General features: G+C 65.7%; 16 protein-coding genes and 1 pseudogene. 5 read left to right on the forward strand and 12 right to left on the reverse strand.

The features are described 5' to 3' along the window. The 9 genes and pseudogenes from TX78_RS13245 to TX78_RS08775 form a co-directional block, all read right to left on the reverse strand. Positions 1-235, reverse strand: a pseudogene (locus TX78_RS13245) (FMN-binding glutamate synthase family protein); the annotation flags it as partial. A gap of 87 nt (positions 236-322) precedes the next feature. Then, positions 323-1018 (reverse strand): GltB/FmdC/FwdC-like GXGXG domain-containing protein, encoded by a 696-nt coding sequence (locus TX78_RS08735; protein ID WP_044495542.1) that lies wholly within the window; start codon positions 1016-1018, stop codon positions 323-325. Beyond that, positions 1015-2031, reverse strand: a complete 1017-nt coding sequence (locus TX78_RS08740) for a class II glutamine amidotransferase domain-containing protein (protein WP_069956261.1) — start codon at positions 2029-2031, stop codon at positions 1015-1017. The genes TX78_RS08735 and TX78_RS08740 overlap by 4 nt, the downstream gene beginning before the upstream one ends. A gap of 13 nt (positions 2032-2044) precedes the next feature. Further along, positions 2045-3373 carry a type III glutamate--ammonia ligase gene (gene glnT, locus TX78_RS08745; protein WP_044495544.1) on the reverse strand — a complete coding sequence of 443 codons (1329 nt, stop codon included), beginning with the start codon at positions 3371-3373 and terminating at the stop codon, positions 2045-2047. Positions 3374-3539: 166 nt separating this feature from the next. Further along, positions 3540-4325 carry an amino acid ABC transporter ATP-binding protein gene (locus tag TX78_RS08750; RefSeq protein WP_276508320.1) on the reverse strand — a complete coding sequence of 262 codons (786 nt, stop codon included), beginning with the start codon at positions 4323-4325 and terminating at the stop codon, positions 3540-3542. A 328-nt stretch (positions 4326-4653) separates the two neighbouring features. Further along, the gene (locus TX78_RS12710; RefSeq protein WP_049897699.1) at positions 4654-5136 is read right to left on the reverse strand and encodes a hypothetical protein; all 483 of its coding nucleotides are present in this window, start codon (positions 5134-5136) and stop codon (positions 4654-4656) included. Positions 5137-5194: 58 nt separating this feature from the next. After that, complete coding sequence (locus TX78_RS08765; RefSeq protein WP_044495547.1) at positions 5195-7174, reverse strand: primary-amine oxidase; 1980 nt, start codon at positions 7172-7174, stop codon at positions 5195-5197. 116 nt (positions 7175-7290) lie between these two features. Then, a complete protein-coding gene (gene fabG / locus TX78_RS08770; protein WP_044495549.1) occupies positions 7291-8076 on the reverse strand; it encodes a 3-oxoacyl-ACP reductase FabG in 786 nt (261 codons plus the stop codon). A 97-nt stretch (positions 8077-8173) separates the two neighbouring features. After that, positions 8174-9250 (reverse strand): phosphotransferase enzyme family protein, encoded by a 1077-nt coding sequence (locus tag TX78_RS08775; RefSeq protein WP_049897701.1) that lies wholly within the window; start codon positions 9248-9250, stop codon positions 8174-8176. 286 nt (positions 9251-9536) lie between these two features. Here TX78_RS08775 and TX78_RS08780 point away from each other — a divergent pair, with 286 nt between their 5' ends. From TX78_RS08780 to TX78_RS08795, 5 genes are all read left to right on the forward strand, one after another. Beyond that, positions 9537-10886 (forward strand): aspartate aminotransferase family protein, encoded by a 1350-nt coding sequence (locus TX78_RS08780; protein WP_044495552.1) that lies wholly within the window; start codon positions 9537-9539, stop codon positions 10884-10886. Between the two features lie 25 nt (positions 10887-10911). Continuing rightward, positions 10912-11694 carry a GntR family transcriptional regulator gene (locus TX78_RS08785; protein ID WP_049897702.1) on the forward strand — a complete coding sequence of 261 codons (783 nt, stop codon included), beginning with the start codon at positions 10912-10914 and terminating at the stop codon, positions 11692-11694. 319 nt (positions 11695-12013) lie between these two features. Then, positions 12014-12214, forward strand: coding sequence for a hypothetical protein (locus TX78_RS08790; RefSeq protein WP_147640458.1), 201 nt, complete (start codon positions 12014-12016; stop codon positions 12212-12214). An 11-nt stretch (positions 12215-12225) separates the two neighbouring features. Further along, positions 12226-12363: a hypothetical protein gene (locus TX78_RS13755; RefSeq protein ID WP_158644322.1), complete on the forward strand. Its 138-nt coding sequence runs from the start codon at positions 12226-12228 to the stop codon at positions 12361-12363. Beyond that, the gene (locus tag TX78_RS08795) at positions 12360-12791 is read left to right on the forward strand and encodes a cation:proton antiporter (protein WP_069956263.1); all 432 of its coding nucleotides are present in this window, start codon (positions 12360-12362) and stop codon (positions 12789-12791) included. Before TX78_RS13755 ends, TX78_RS08795 begins: the two co-directional genes overlap by 4 nt. Here TX78_RS08795 and mutM read toward each other — a convergent pair. From mutM to TX78_RS08810, 3 genes are read right to left on the reverse strand one after another with little or no spacing between them, the layout of a single operon-like run. After that, positions 12727-13674 carry a bifunctional DNA-formamidopyrimidine glycosylase/DNA-(apurinic or apyrimidinic site) lyase gene (gene mutM / locus TX78_RS08800; RefSeq protein ID WP_044495556.1) on the reverse strand — a complete coding sequence of 316 codons (948 nt, stop codon included), beginning with the start codon at positions 13672-13674 and terminating at the stop codon, positions 12727-12729. The two genes, TX78_RS08795 and mutM, sit on opposite strands and share 65 nt — an antisense overlap. After that, positions 13667-14206, reverse strand: a complete 540-nt coding sequence (locus TX78_RS08805; protein WP_049897704.1) for a GNAT family N-acetyltransferase — start codon at positions 14204-14206, stop codon at positions 13667-13669. The genes mutM and TX78_RS08805 overlap by 8 nt, the downstream gene beginning before the upstream one ends. Before the next feature lie 5 nt (positions 14207-14211). Further along, positions 14212-14760 carry a GNAT family N-acetyltransferase gene (locus tag TX78_RS08810; RefSeq protein ID WP_044495557.1) on the reverse strand — a complete coding sequence of 183 codons (549 nt, stop codon included), beginning with the start codon at positions 14758-14760 and terminating at the stop codon, positions 14212-14214. Positions 14761-14775: the final 15 nt, after the last annotated feature.

Here is a 14775-nt window from a genome sequence, read left to right on the forward strand (position 1 = left end):
CGAGGATCACGTCGGTGTCGCAGCGCTCGCGGTAGCCCTCCAGGGGGTAGCGGGACATGGAGGCGCCCAGGAAGAGCAGGTCATCGAAGTGCGGCAGACGGCGTTTGGAGCCGCCGCCGCGGATGTCGTAGACCCCGGTGGCGGCGGCTCGCCGGATATCGGCGATGGTGGCGCGGTCAAAGGTGGCGGATTCGCGCAGTCCGCGCACCGCGCGGGTATCAGCGGTGTGGGTCAAGGGTGCTCCTTCGGGTCTGGCCGGGTCTGGCAGGGCGAGGACGGCGCGGCGGCCGCGGCGTCATCGGGCTCCCCGCCGGGGGCGGAGTCAGTACGCGCTGAGGTTGTCGGTTTTGAAGTGGTAGAGCTGTCGGGCGGAGCCGTAGCGGGTGTAGTCGGAGGTGTCATCCTCGGGGTACCCGGCGGCGTCGAGCAGCTCACGCAGCTCGTCGTGGTGCTCCTGGCGCATCTCTTTGGCGACGCAGTCCGCCCCCAGGGAGGCCACCTGGCCCTTCACGTAGAGCCGGGCCTCGTAGATGGAGTCGCCCAGGGCGTCTCCGGCGTCGCCGCGGACCACCAGGCGTCCGGCCTGGGCCATGAAGGCGCTCATATGCCCGATGCTTCCGCCCACCACGATGTCCACTCCCTTCATGGAGATCCCGCAGCGGGCGGCGGCGTCGCCGTCGATGACCAGCAGCCCGCCGTGGGCGGTGGCGCCGGCGGACTGGCTGGCGTTGCCGCGCACGTGCACACGCCCGCTCATCATGTTCTCCGCCACTCCCACCCCGGCGTTCCCGGCGATGGTGATGGAGGCCTGCTGGTTCATGCCGGCGGCGTAGTAGCCCACATGGCCCTCGATGGTGATCTCCACCGGGGCGTTGACCCCGGCGGCCACCGAGTGGGCTCCGCGCGGATTGCTGATGGCGATGGACCCGGCGACGTCGTCCTGGTGCAGAGCACGGTTGACCTCGCGGAGTGGTGTGTCGGCCAGATTGAAGGTGCGGGTATCGGTGACGGTGCTCATGCGTCGCTCATCTCCCTCTGCCGGGCGGCCCGTGCGGGGGACTGCCCGCTACCGGACGCTTCGTTTCTGGACTCCGCATTTCTAGACCATGCGTAGATGTGGTTGGGCTCGGGCTCGTAGAGCCGGGCGTTCTCGATGCCGGGCAGATCTGCCAGGGCGCGGTACTCGCTGGCCATGGCCACCCAGTCCTCGGTCTCGGCGATGACGGCGGGTTTACAGGCGATGGCGTCACGCACCACGGCGAAGGAGTCCCGGTTGGAGACCAGCAGGGTGTAGAAGCCGTCGAACGCCTGGGCCAGCGCGTCGACGGCCTCCTTCACTCCGGCGCCTGATGCCATCTTCTCCGCGATGAAGCGGGCGCCGACTTCCGTGTCATTCTCGGAGTCGAACTCGACGCCTCGGCGGGTCAGTTCCCGGCGGATGGTGGCGTGATTGGAGAAGCTGCCGTTGTGCACCATGCACTGGCCCTCGCCCACGGCATAGGGGTGGCAGCCGCCGGGGGTTACCGCGGATTCTGTGGCCATGCGGGTGTGCCCCACGCCCTGCCAGCCCTGGGCCTGCCGGAGTCCGTAGGCTTCGGCCAGCGCGCGGGGGTGGCCTACTCCTTTGAGGACGGCCAGGTCCTGGCCGAAGCCGGAGATCAGCGCGCCCGGTGCTGCCTGCAGGACGGCCTTCTTCAGCGTCTCGGCAGCGGTGGCCGGGTCGGCGCCGTCGTCGTCACTGTGCTCAGCCAGCGGCATGCTGACCAACTGAGTTTGGTCCGCCTCTTCGACGGTGACAGCGGTGCCCAGCGTGTCACCGACGGCGGCGGCAAGCTGTTCGGCGCTGAGCCCGGACTCCAGCACGGAGACGGTGACGGTGCCCGGCGGTGACCAGACAGGGTCGCCGTAGACGGCCACCCCAGCGGAGTCTGCGCCGCGCTCCTCCATTTCGCAGAGCATGGAAGTCAGCAGCTCGCCCAGACGTGGGTAGAGCTCGGGATTGCGCAGATGAAGTCCGACGATTCCACACATATCGGGTCCTTTCTCAGAAGGCGGTGAGGTAGCGCTGGATCTCCCAGTTGGTGACCTGGGAGTGGTACTGGTAGAACTCTTCGCGCTTGAGGGTGGTGTAGTAGCTGCCGACGCCGGGATGCACCGCGCTGAGCACATCGAGCACGGTCTGATCGGCCTCGAGGTATTCGATGGCGTCCATCAGGGTCAGTGGCAGCTTGGGGGCGTCGTCGCGCTTATCCCCGGGAGTGCCGGGGTCGGTTTTGCGGGCGATGCCGTCCAGGCCGGCGCCGACGGCGGCTGCTACGGCCAGGTAGGGGTTGGCAGAGCCGTCGCCGCCGCGCAGCTCGATGCGCTGATCATCGGGGACGCGAATGTAGTGGGTGCGGTCATTGCCGCCGTAGGTGGCGGTGCGCGGGGCCCAGGAGGCTCCGGAGGTGGTGGAGATCGCGCCGGTGCGCTTGTACGAGTTCACGGTGGGGGCGATGAGTCCCTGCATTGCGCAGGCGTGCTGCAGCAGGCCGCCCACAAAGTGGTAGGCGGTCTCGGAGAGCCCAAGCCCGTGCAAGTCCTTCTTCCTGGAGGTCCGGCCGAGCGGGAAGACGGGCTTGCCCTTGGAGGTCAGTGAGAGGTGCAGGTGCAGGCCGGATCCGGTGCGGTCCCCGAAGGGTTTGGGCATGAAGGTGGCGATCATCCCGCGCTCCTCGGCGAGCATGGAGATGATGTAACGGAGGGCGACGACGCGGTCGGCAGTGGTCAGCGCGTCGGCGTAATGGAAGTTCTGCTCGAACTGTCCGTTGCCGTCCTCGTGGTCGTTGGCGTAGTTGCCCCAGCCCAGGGAGTTCATGGCTTGGGAGATGGCGGCCAGGTGGCCGAACATGCGGGTGACGCCGCGGGCGTCGTAGCAGGGCTGGGCGGCGGTGTCGGCGTCGTCGGCGGTGACCAGGTTGCCGTTGTCATCGCGTTTGAGCAGGAAGTACTCCACCTCGGCTCCCACATGTGGCTCGAAGCCCTGTTGGGCCGCTTCGGCCAGCAGATTCTTCAGGATGACCCGGGGCGCGAAGCCCCAGGGCTTACCCTCCACATGCGGGTCGCAGTGCACGATGGCCAGCCCCTCGCGGATGAATGGGACGGGGGTGAAGGAGGAGGCGTCCGGCATCGCCATAATGTCGGGGTCCTTGGGTTCCTGGCCCATGGCGCCTGCGGCGTATCCGGCGAATCCCACGCCTTCTTCGATGAGCTGGTCAATCGCCTCGACGGGGACCAGCTTGGCGCATGGCTTGCCGTGCAGGTCCACAAAGAGGGCAAGGATGAACTTGGTCTCGTGCTCGGCCACCAAATCTTTGAGCGAGAGTGAGGCCATCACTGCCACCTTTCACTGTTGGGAATCAACGTATAACGCTAGTAAACGATTAGTGTGTTTCGGACAGGTGAACATGACGTCTCCACTACGAAAAAATCGCGTGCCGGGAAGTCACCACACGCGATTTCCCGCCGCCAGCCTCAACCGACCTCGGCTGCTATTCAGCTCATTCAGACATCGAAGCAAGGAAAGCTCGAGTCCGGACGTTCTCCGGATCAGAGAAGATGTCAGTGGCCGGACCCTGCTCAATGATGAGACCATCCTCCATCACCACTACGCGGTCAGAGATGCGCCGGGCGAAGCTCATCTCGTGAGTCACGATCACCATCGTTACCCCTTCACGGGCAAGCCCCTGGATAGTGCGCAGCACTTCCTGGGTCATCTCCGGGTCCAACGCGCTAGTGGGCTCGTCGAAGAGCAGCAGGCGTGGCCTCATCGCTAATGCCCGCGCAATGGCCACTCGCTGCTGCTGTCCCCCAGAGAGCGTGGCGGGTTTCTGATCTGCCTGCTGCTCGAGCCCCACCCGCTCAAGTAGTTCACGAGCCCGCGCCATCGCCTCAGTCTTGTCCTCCCCTTTCACGCGGACCGGGGCGTGCCAGACGTTCTCGGCAGCAGTCATATGCGGAAAGAGATTGAACTGCTGAAACACAAATCCGATTCGCTGCTGATCTGCGCGCAGTTGAGCAGAGTCCGGCAGCCACGCCGCGTTACGCAACCGTTGACCCAGGGGCTTGCCATCAAGAAGGACAACGCCCTCGCTCGGTTCCTCAAGATGGTTAAGAGTGCGCAAGAACGTGGTCTTGCCCGAGCCAGAGGGCCCGATCAGCGTGACAACTTCTCCTTCGGCAACGTCCAAGGAGATCTCTCGGAAAACTGACTTGGTACCGAATACTTTGGAGATGCTCTCGGCGCGCAGCACAGAGGCACGCAACCCAGTTTCTTCTTTCTCCATCACCTGCATCACACCTTCGCCTCCACTTTGACTTCCGCAATCTCCGGCTCATGTGATAACTCCACTACACGGCGGCGCCCTCTGAGCCAGTTAGCCATGGGGAGCTCATACGGCAACCCGACTTTGTGGTTGTAGTGCCGTTCAATGAACCATTGGATGACTGTCCAGACTGTCGTGAGAAGCAGGTAGTAGATCGCGGCCACGATGAATATCTCGAAGGTGCGGAAAGTGGCCGAGCTGCAATCAGAATCGACCCGGACTCAGGGACGGTGACTGCCGGCAGCGATCCTCGCAGCGACGGGATGGCGATGGTTGTCTGACAACGGTCCTACTCCATGCTGCCTCGCGGTGTAATGCAGCCCAGTGCTGTCCGGTGTCTTCTCTGCGCCGAGCTGAGGAGGAACCAGGCTGCCGCAGCTGCTTCCAGCAACGCCAGGGCGGTGGCTCCGTAGAGGACCAGCTCCGGTGAGAAACCCAGCTGCAGGGCCCCGTGACCGTGGCCGGCGTGCGTCGGAGCCGCCACCTCAGCAGTTTCTCCCCCGTAGTAGACCCCTGAGGCAATGAGCCACAGGTGTATGCCCAGCATGCTTGTGCTGGTGATTGCCAGTGTGGCCCAGGTGCTCCTGGTGGGCCCACGCCAGAGGTGGCCGGCGCAGGGGAAGCACAGCACGGCCAGCACAGCCATGACGGCCATGAGCACAACCCCTCCATGGCCCAGCATCAGCAGGTGCAGCACCGCGGACAACAGCGCCGCTGCCCCAAGCAGCCCACGCACCACCGGGGTGCGGGACTGACCTTGCACCCAGAGCACCAGCCCTGCGAAGAGCCGGAGTCTCCGCCCCGCAGAGCGCCTGAGCCGACACAGGGAGCTATCCGCGGTGGCAGTGGCCGATGGTCTCGGCCGGGTAGTCCAGCATGGGGTTGCCGTCGAAGAAGCCGGAGGGCTTCAGGTGGAGACCCACCTTCGCCACCGGCATCACCGGCCAATCCTCCGGACGCGGTGCATGGTGTGCGCATAGCACCGGCCACAGCACCAGATCGGCATTGTCCAGCGACCGGTTGGCGGCAGCGTACTTGGGCAGCCCGTCACCGCCGGGGTTCTGCGGCACATACTCCCCTGCGGCATACCGCTCCCGCTCGGCGAACGCGGTGGCCCACAGGTGATTGCGGGTGAACCCGCCCCGCTCGTACTGCTGGGACCCCGGCTGGGAAAGCGGCATGGCCAGACTCCCACCGAGCTCCAGCTTGTAGCCGGGCTTGGCCCCCGTGGCCGGATTGGTCCTCTCCGGATTCACCACCACCCAGGAGCGGCCGTGCAGCGGATCCGCGGTGCGCTGAGCCTGCGCCTCAGTCTTCAGCTGCGTCTTGGCCTCGTACCAGGCACTGCCCCAGACGTTCTCCTGCTCGGGAGCCACCACGGCGTTGTTCTCGTACAGACTGTTCCGATCGCCGTCGACCGCCATGTCCAGCCGCAGCGCAAAGAAGTGCTGATGATTGGGTCCGTAGAGCCCGGGCGCGAGCACTGTCCCATACTTGGGCGCCTCCCCCTCGAAGGCCCCGGTGGAGAGAATTCCCGTCAGCTTAGACTCAAACTCGATGGAACCGTCCAGGTAGAGGTACCAGTAGAACCCGTAGTCATAGTTGCCCACCGTGGTGAAGATGCTGATCACCAGCCGCCGGTTGCGGCGCACCTCGCCCTGACCGGTCCGGTAGTCGGTGTGCTTCCAGCCGATGCCGGAGTCCTCCTCGTGGATGCACACGGCATTGGGGATCTTCACCGGGTCCCCGTCCTGGGTGCACACATAGGCATCCAGGTAGGTGATCTCCCCCAGACAGTCGCAGCCAAGCTGCAGGGAGTTGGCCATGCCGCCCAGACCGTATTCGCCCTCATCGAAGACGTTCTTGTTCCAGTGGGTATCCCCGGGATCCCCATAGGGCACATACATCTCCGCCAGGGAGGCCCGGTAGAGCACCGGTCGCACAGTGCCGCGGTCGTTATAGGTGATGTTGTGCAGCACCAGGCCTTCGCGCGGGGTGTAACCGACACGCAGGCTCCAGTTGGCCCACTGGATGCCGTGGCCCGCCATGGTGAAGGACGGGCCCTGGGGCTGAGTGATGGAGATGGGCTTCATAGGAGGGCGCACCTGCTCAAAGTGCGGCGAGTTGGCCGGGTCGGTAATCGCCTCAGCCGTGTAGTTTCCCTTCTTTCCCGGGAGGGCGACGACGCCAGTGTCGTTGACCTCGAGGATCTCCTTGGTGTCCAGGTCCAGGGTGACCACGAGGTTCTCCACGGGCTTGGCGTAGCCGTTGGCGTCGTCGTCGCCCTCTTTGACGAACAGCAGGGGCCGGGAGATCCGTCGGGTGCCGGGATGGTCCTCGGGCATGGTGTAGCCGGCGGCCCATTTGTCCACGATGACGTGCTCGAAGCTGGTGACTCCGCGCTTAACCAGGGCCTGCTGCACCTCGGGGTGGCGGCGGATCAGCTCCTCGCAGATGGTGAATTCCTCCGCGGTCATCGGGTTCTGCGCATCCGGGACCTCGGTGAGGCTGACCAGGCTGCCGGAGCGCAGATCCACCACGGCCTCCAGTGTCAGCTGCGCGACGCGATCCCGCAGCACCATGAAGGCTTCGCGGGGAAAGTGACCGCCGGTGGCATCGAAGGACCGGACCACTTCCTTGGAGGGCTCCTTGAGCTCGATGTAGACGAAGCGCATCTCCGGGGTGAAGTCCGGGTGCTGTTTGAGGATCGCGGCGGCTGCGGTGATCTCCTGCGGGGCCAAGGGCTCCAGAGGGTGGATGGCTCCTAAGCTTGTTGACGGCGGGGCGGCTTCTGCGGCGACGGTGTTCATGGGGTCCTTCCGGGGTGTGAGGGTCGAAACGTCAGGGTCGGATATGGATGGGATGTATCAGGGCGGATGTGTCTGGGGGACGTGTCTTAGGTGGGTCTCATGCGGCTTTGTGAAGGTCACATCTCCTGGAGGGCGCCGGGATCCTCGGGCAGCACCTGCCCGCCGTCGACCACCAGGCTCTGTCCGGTGACGTAGCCGGCCTGCGCGGAGGCGAAGAACAGGGCCGCGTAGCCGATGTCCTCCACTGCGCCGAGCCTGCGCTGCGGGATGGCCGCCGCCATGCCCTCCAGATACTCCTGTCCCATGTCCTGCAGGCCTTCGGTGAGGATGTTGCCCGGCAGCACGGCGTTGATGGTGATGCCCCTGGGGGCCAGCTCCATAGCGGCGGTGCGCACATAGCCCAGCTGGGCAGCCTTGGAGGCGCCGTAGTGCGCCCATCCGGGATAGCCGGTGATAGGACCGGTGATCGAGGAAGTCACCACCACCCGGCCCAGCTCGGACCGGCTCAGCTCCTCCAGGCACGCGGCCACGCAGAAGGCGGTGCCGTAGAAGTTGACCCCCATCACCTCATCCAGGGCGGCACGGTCCAGCTCCTGGAGTCTGGCGGAGGGGAAGATGCCGGCGTTGGCGCACAGCACATCGATGCCGCCGAAGGTCTCCACCGTGGCTGCCGCCAGCGCTTGGCAGGAGGGCTGATCGGCCACATCGGTGACACAGGTGGCGACCATCCCGCCGTCGAACTCCTCTGCGACCTCCGCTGCGGCCTTCTGCAGGGCGGCCTCATCTCGCCCCGCGAGCATCACCTTGGCTCCGGCGGAGGCGAAGACCCGGGCGATCCCGAGCCCGATCCCCTTGCTGCCGCCGGTGACGATGACGCTGCGGTTCTCCATAGTGCTGAACATGTGTTTCTCCCTCAATCCCCTCAATCCGGCCGGTCACTCTCCAAGCCATTCAGTACATAAAGCTGCTCGATTCATTGCCGCTCGCACCACCAGCAGCTCAGTCCACGAGCCATGTACCCGATCGCAGATACTGGGCCGCGATGCGCTCTGTACCGGGGATCTGCTGGTCCCAGATCTGGGCCGGCAGCGCGTCCTGACGGTGGGTGGTGGTCCAGCCGACCATCTGTAGCCGTCGGATCATGCTCAGTGCGCAGGCCTGCTGGATCTGCTCCTCGCCCAGAGGCCGCACCGCGGTGTAGCCGGCCAACCAGTCCTTGGCCAGGGCGGGGGTGTAGGACTCGTGCTCGATGAAGGAGAACGCGGAGGCGAAGTCGTAGAGGAACCAGCTGAAGCCGCAGTCGTCGAAGTCAATGACGGTCAGCTGGTTCCCGGAGATCATGATGTTGGAGGGCCGTAGGTCCGCATGGATCAGGCCGCGGCTCGCGGTGGATTCCCGAAGCGGGGCGATGACGTCCCGGGCCTTGGCCTCGGCGGCTCCCATTACCTCCAGCTGAGCCGGGGACAGCGCCGCGGCCCGCCAGTCCCCCCACCGGGAAGTAGGCCCGATCATGTCCTCGAGGTTCCAGGTGAACCGGTCGAAGCCACCAGGCTTCTGCCACTGCTCGGCGTGGTCGTGGAACTGCGCGGTGATCTCCCCAATCCGCCGGTAGTAGGGCCGGGTATCGGCCACGTCCTCCAGCACGGCACCCTCTACGAATGCGAAGGCCACCACATACCAGGGCTGGCGGCTATCATCCGCGGCCTCGTCCCCACCGTCGAGATCCGCCTGCTGCTGGTCCACTGCCAGCACCAGGGAACCGTCGGTAAGCGGGAGGACCTGCGGCACTTTCACGTCGGTGCCCGCGGCAAGGGCCTGCACCCAAGTCAGCTCCGAGGCAATCTGTTGCGGGTCCACATAGGCCGGCCGGTGCACCCGCAACACCGCATAGGGATGCCTGTCCACCTCCAGTCGGAAGGTGGCGTTCTCTGAGACGGCAATGAGCCGGGCGTCAATGCGCTGGCAATCTAACCCCCAGCCAGAGGCGACGGCGCGAACCAGCCAGGCCGGGGCGGCGTCGCCCTTGCGCAACATGGCAAAAGCAGTGAAGGGATCGGCAGAGACGGTCTGCGTCACGGAGATGCTCCTCTATGCGAGAGGAGGGCTGGGCACCATGGTTACTGTGGCACGAAGACGGCGGGTTCAGGAAGCAAGCGGGGGAAGGTTTTACACGCCTGTCACCGATGAGGGCATCTGTAACAGGCCATTTATCCGTAAACCGCATTCCTTTACATCCCCGAAACAGAGCGGGTGCTCGCTGAGCGGCATCTGCTGAGACCATTGAGTCAGGCACTTTCCAGCACACCACCGAGGGTTTGGGCACCTTCTTCCATCTGTGCCGCTTCAACTGTGAGGACTATTAATGGTCACCCGCTCCACCATCATGGACACCAACTCCTTCCGCGCCGAGCATGCTGGGGCTCTAGATGAGCAGACCAGGCAGCTGACGCAGCGGCGCCAGGAGGTCCTGAGTGGCTCCTACCGGCTGTTCTACCGCCGGCCGGTGCACCTGGTGCGCGGTGAGGGCCAGTACCTGTGGGATGCCCAGGGTGCCAAGTACCTGGACATGTACAACAATGTGGCCAGCATCGGGCACGCTCACCCGGCGGTGGTTGAAGCCGTGCACCAGCAGATGCAGCAGCTGAACACTCATACCCGCTACCTGCACGAGCGAATCCTGGACTACACCGAGGATTTACGCACCACTCTGCCGGCTGGGGTGGACGCCGCCGGTTACAAGGCGATGTACATGTGCACCGGATCGGAGGCCAATGATCTGGCGCTGCGCGTGGCCCGCACCTACTCCGGCGGTACCGGGCTGATCGCCACCACCGAGGCCTATCACGGGACTTCGGAGCTGACCTCTTCGGTCTCGCCGGCGCTGGGCTCCGGGCAGCCCATCGGGGAGCACGTGTGGCTGGTCCCGGCCCCGGACACCTACCGCACCGGGGTGGCCGATATCGGGGCCTGGTTCGCGACCAGGGTCCGTGCGGCCATCGCCGATATGGAAGCCAAGGGCGTGAAGTTCGCGGGCCTGATCGCAGATTCGATCTTCTCCTCCGACGGCGTGCTGCCCGGTCCTGCCGGGTACCTGAAGGAGGCCGTCGACGTCGTCCACGCCGCGGGGGGTGTGTTCATCGCCGATGAGGTTCAGCCCGGCTTCGCCCGCACCGGGGATGCGTTCTGGGGCTTCGCCCGGCACGATGTGGTGCCGGACATGATCACCCTGGGAAAGCCGATGGGCAACGGCATCCCGGTCTCCGGCCTGCTGGCGCGGGCGGATGTGCTGGCCAGTTTCAGCGATTCGGTTCCCTACTTCAACACCTTCGGGGGAAACCCGGTCTCGATGGCCGCTGCCCAGGCGGTACTCCAGGTGATCCGCTCCGAGGGGCTGCAGCAGCATGCCGCTGAGGTGGGGGCGCAGGCGCTGGCGGCCTTCGCGCAGCTGGGCGAGACCCACCCGGCGGTGGGTGATGTGCGCGGAGCCGGGCTGTTCATCGGGTTCGAACTCGTCAAGGACCGCAGCACCCGTGAGCCTGACCGGGATCTGGCGCTGAACCTGCTGGAGGAGCTGCGCAGCCGCGGAGTGCTGACCTCGGTGGCCGGCCCGCACGGCAATGTGCTGAAGCTGCGTCCACCGCTGCCGTTCAGCCAGGCCGATATCCCCTGGGCTGCGCAGGCACTGGACGAGTCCCTGCGCATGCTGACCTGACGCCTGTGGTTCTAAGATGACGCTCATGCTGCAGCCCCCTGCTGACGAGACCCCCGGCGGGGCGCCTGACCCCGGATCCGCGGCGGAGGTTCTTGCTGCGCGGCTGCGCAGGCTGATCAGCCAGCAGCGCTTGCGTCCCGGTGAGCGCATAGGCAGCGAACGCGGCCTGGCGGAGCAGCTGGAGGTGCCGCGCAGTCTGCTGCGGCAGGCTCTTCAGCACCTGGAGTCAGAACATCTGGTGCGCCGCTCCCTGGGCCGGACCGGGGGAGTTTTCGCCGACGACGGGAAGATCCAGCGGCACCTGAACACTGTGCAGGGTGTGCCGGATATGGTGCGCCAGCAGGGCTACAGCGTTCAGACCCGGGTGATCCGCGCCGTACTTTCCACACCATTTCCCGAGGAGCAGCGTGCGCTGCAGCTTCAGGAGGATTCGGCGGTCTACCGGATCGTACGCCTGCGACTGGCCGGCGGGGTGACCTGGTCCCTGGACACTTCGGTGCTGCCCGCCCGGCGCTACCCCGGGCTCCTGTCACAGGATCTGACCGGATCACTGTACCTGCTGCTGACCTCGCGCTATGGACTGTCGGTGGACCGGGCAGAGGAGACGGTGGAGGCGACGTCGTCGGACACTGAGCAGTCCCGGACCCTGGGGATCCCCGAGGGCTCAGGACTGCTGGAGGTGCACCGGGTGACCTTTGATCCCGACGACGCCCCCGCGGAATATGCTCACGACTTCTTCCGGGCGGACCGCACCCGCATTCACACCCAGAAGGTCGGCACCAACTGGATGCGCACCCGCCGCGGGTAACCGGAGGTGCCTCGCACCGGGTGGCGTGGGACCTCGGCCCGGAGCGGGACGGGACGCTGTCCGGCGGGTAGGTAAAAGCAGCCGGGACGAGAGCGGTGAGCGGGGCCGGAGGGCCTTGGGCGCTGAATGGAACAGCCGACGACGACCTCGCGCGCACACCCCGCCCCGGGGCGTCACACTTGCGGGAATTTCCAGGCACGGATGAAAAGTTGGTGCCGGTAGAAGCCCAGTTCAGAGGCGCATAGGGGCCCTGGGGCGGGGCCGCTGCGTGAACTGACCCATTCCGCCGACCAGGAGGACAGGCCCGTTGGACCAGGTGATGGCCGTGCTTCTCACCGTGGTCCTGGTGGTGCTGCTGGCCAATGTGGTGGTGGCCCTGCTGGCGTTCCGCCGCTACGGGTTTCAGGAGTCCTGGCTGCTGGTGGTGCTGCTGACCGGGACAACCGGCGCCGGCCTGGTGGCACTGCTGGTGGTCCTGGAGACGGTCCGTGGTGAGAATGCGGCTCCCCAGCGCGGCTAGTGGATGTCGCGGTGATCCTCACCGGCACGGGGGCGCTCACCGCAGCCGTGCGGGCGGCAGCAGGGGCCCGCACCCGTGACGATGCCCGCAGCGGCCATGACTCCGCAGGCTCCGGCGAACGTGCCACCCATGAAGGGGGCACTGGATGAATACGACCAAGATCCTCACCGGGGCGGCCAGTGCCCTGCTGATTCTGGCCGGGACCTTCTTCTTCTGCGTGGGCACCCTGGGGCTGATTCGCTTCGGCGATGTGCGCTCCCGGCTTCACGCCCTCACCAAGGCGGACAACCTGGGACTGGGACTGGTGCTGGCCGGGGCCGCGCTGTGGCTGGGCAGCTGGAGCGTGGCCGGGCTGATGCTGCTGACCTGGCTCTTCGCGCTCGCTGCAGGTGGAACTGCACACGCTCTCTGCGAACCTCAATCCCGCAGATCAGTGGCGCCGCCTGCAGCAGCGCGTGGCTCGGACGATGGGCTGACCCGCCTGTCCCGGCATACCAGGGTAGGGGGCGGGCCTACCAGCGGCCGGTGCGCGGGCGGGGCTGGCAGCGCGGGCACCAGTACGAGGAGCGACCCATGAATTTATCGCGCCGGATGATCTCTCCGCAGCGGCTGCAGGGTTTTCCCGCCTGCGCGTAGCACTGCAACGAGCGGTCAAAGTAGCCGGATGCACCATTGACGTTGACATAGAGGGAGTCGAAACTAGTGCCGCCTGCCTCGAGCGCGGCCGCCATGACGTCCTGGATGCTGCTCAGCAGCAGCTGAGCCTGGGCGCGGGTGATGGTTTCAGTGCGCCGGGCATAGTGCAGTGTGGCGCGCCAGAGCGCCTCGTCGGCATAGATATTTCCCACCCCGGAGATCAACGTCTGATCCAGCAGGGCGCGTTTCAGGCCAGAGCGGCGGTTTCGCAGCGCCCGGAAGAAGGTCTCGGCCGTGACCACCGGCTCCAGCGGGTCTGCAGCAATATGTGCAGCTGCCTCAGGCACCGTGCCGGAATCATGCTGCAGCGACCCCACAGTAGGTATCAGCGGGGACAGTTGCATACCGCCGAAGATTCGCTGGTCCACAAAACGCAGTTGATCAGGTACCTGCTGCTGGGTGCCGACGGCGTCGACGTCGTCGGCTGCGTAAGTCTCCCACGTGGTGTCACTCTCCAGTTGCAGCGTGATCTTCAGGTGCTTCTCCGCCGGCGCGCTGGAGTCCTCCATCAGGACCTGTCCGCTCATGCCCAGGTGAATCATCAGCGCGTAGTCCTCCCCGGCCAAGGGGATCCAGAGGTACTTTCCGCGGCGCTGCGGGGAACCCAGGGTGCGGCCAGAGAGTAACTGTGTAAACGCGTCTGCGCCGTCGGGGAAGCGGCGCAGACTGCGTGGATCGTGGACGGTCACCGAGCTTATGGTGCGGCCGGCGGCCCAGCGCTGGATGCCGCGACGCACCACTTCAACTTCGGGAAGCTCAGGCATGGGTGTCCTTCTTCCCCTCGCGCATCATGCGGATGACTTTGATGCCACGGGCGGCGTCGTCGTTTCGCCATTGCCCCACATCCCATTCACCGTCGATCACCCGGAAGCCGTGCCGGAGATAGTAACGCTGGGCGCGGGTGTTGTCCTTGAACATCTCCAGGAATGCCGGGCCACTGCCCAAGGTCTGCTCCAGCAGCTGACCGGCCAGCCCGGTCCCGTGGTGGGAGGCCAACACATAGATGCTGTGCAGCTCCATAGGGCACGGATCGTCTTCAGAATGTGCGGGACCGTAGTGAGAGAAGCCGACGACGGCGCCAGCGGGGTCCTCAGCGATGCGCAGCTTCTCCCCCGCGGCAAGCCCCTGGGAGAGCAGCTCGGTCCATTTCTGGATGCGCTGGGCTTCGCGTTCGGGGCCGTAGTACCAGGCGGGGAGAAAGTGCTGATAGGCCTGCTTCCAGCCCAGATTCTGCATGCGTCCCAGGGCTGCGGCGTCCTCCACGGTGGGGGTACGGATAGTCCAGGGGCGCGGCATGTTCTTCACTGTACTGGAGCCCGTCCTGGCTCAGAGCGGACCATACGGATCTCCTTGATACCGCGGATTTCCTCGTCTTGTTCTGCTTCTCCGAGGTCGCAGCTTTTGCCGTCTGCGGTGAAGCCGTGCTTCTCGTAGAAGCGGCGCGCCCGCGGGTTGCCTTCGAAGACCCATAAGGAGGCAGATTCCGCCCCTAGCAGGTCAGTGATGAGCTGACTTGCTGCACCGGTTCCGTGGTGTTCGGCCAGCACATAACAGGTGTAGAGCTGGGTGGAGACGGCGACGTCGTCGTCCTGGACGGGACCCTTGGCCGCGAAGCCGATGAGTTGCCTCTGGCCGGCTGCATCCTGGTGCTCAGCCACACGAACCTGAGCGCGACCGGTGTCTGTGGAGAACCCGTGGATCCACATCGCCTCACGCTGAGACAGTGCCTCGGCGTTCCAGAAGCGGGCGGGCAATAACCCGCTATAGGCCTGCTCCCAGGCGCGGTTCTGCAGCTGACCGACCGCGCTGCCCTCATCTTCCCGCGGCCGGCGGATGACATATGGGTGCATAGCCCCAGCTTATGG

The organism is Nesterenkonia massiliensis (genome assembly GCF_000455245.1).
GTDB lineage: Bacteria > Actinomycetota > Actinomycetes > Actinomycetales > Micrococcaceae > Nesterenkonia > Nesterenkonia rhizosphaerae.

What these genes read in the sequence shown, in the direction of transcription:
- TX78_RS08735 (WP_044495542.1), bottom strand. Translation starts at nt 1,018, where the DNA reads ATGAGCACCGTCACCGATACCCGCACCTTCAATCTGGCCGACACACCA.
- TX78_RS08740 (WP_069956261.1), bottom strand. Translation starts at nt 2,031, where the DNA reads ATGTGTGGAATCGTCGGACTTCATCTGCGCAATCCCGAGCTCTACCCA.
- glnT (WP_044495544.1), bottom strand. Translation starts at nt 3,373, where the DNA reads ATGGCCTCACTCTCGCTCAAAGATTTGGTGGCCGAGCACGAGACCAAG.
- TX78_RS08750 (WP_276508320.1), bottom strand. Translation starts at nt 4,325, where the DNA reads ATGGAGAAAGAAGAAACTGGGTTGCGTGCCTCTGTGCTGCGCGCCGAG.
- TX78_RS08765 (WP_044495547.1), bottom strand. Translation starts at nt 7,174, where the DNA reads ATGAACACCGTCGCCGCAGAAGCCGCCCCGCCGTCAACAAGCTTAGGA.
- fabG (WP_044495549.1), bottom strand. Translation starts at nt 8,076, where the DNA reads ATGTTCAGCACTATGGAGAACCGCAGCGTCATCGTCACCGGCGGCAGC.
- TX78_RS08780 (WP_044495552.1), top strand. Translation starts at nt 9,537, where the DNA reads ATGGTCACCCGCTCCACCATCATGGACACCAACTCCTTCCGCGCCGAG.
- TX78_RS08785 (WP_049897702.1), top strand. Translation starts at nt 10,912, where the DNA reads ATGCTGCAGCCCCCTGCTGACGAGACCCCCGGCGGGGCGCCTGACCCC.
- TX78_RS08790 (WP_147640458.1), top strand. Translation starts at nt 12,014, where the DNA reads ATGGCCGTGCTTCTCACCGTGGTCCTGGTGGTGCTGCTGGCCAATGTG.
- TX78_RS08795 (WP_069956263.1), top strand. Translation starts at nt 12,360, where the DNA reads ATGAATACGACCAAGATCCTCACCGGGGCGGCCAGTGCCCTGCTGATT.
- mutM (WP_044495556.1), bottom strand. Translation starts at nt 13,674, where the DNA reads ATGCCTGAGCTTCCCGAAGTTGAAGTGGTGCGTCGCGGCATCCAGCGC.
- TX78_RS08805 (WP_049897704.1), bottom strand. Translation starts at nt 14,206, where the DNA reads ATGCCGCGCCCCTGGACTATCCGTACCCCCACCGTGGAGGACGCCGCA.
- TX78_RS08810 (WP_044495557.1), bottom strand. Translation starts at nt 14,760, where the DNA reads ATGCACCCATATGTCATCCGCCGGCCGCGGGAAGATGAGGGCAGCGCG.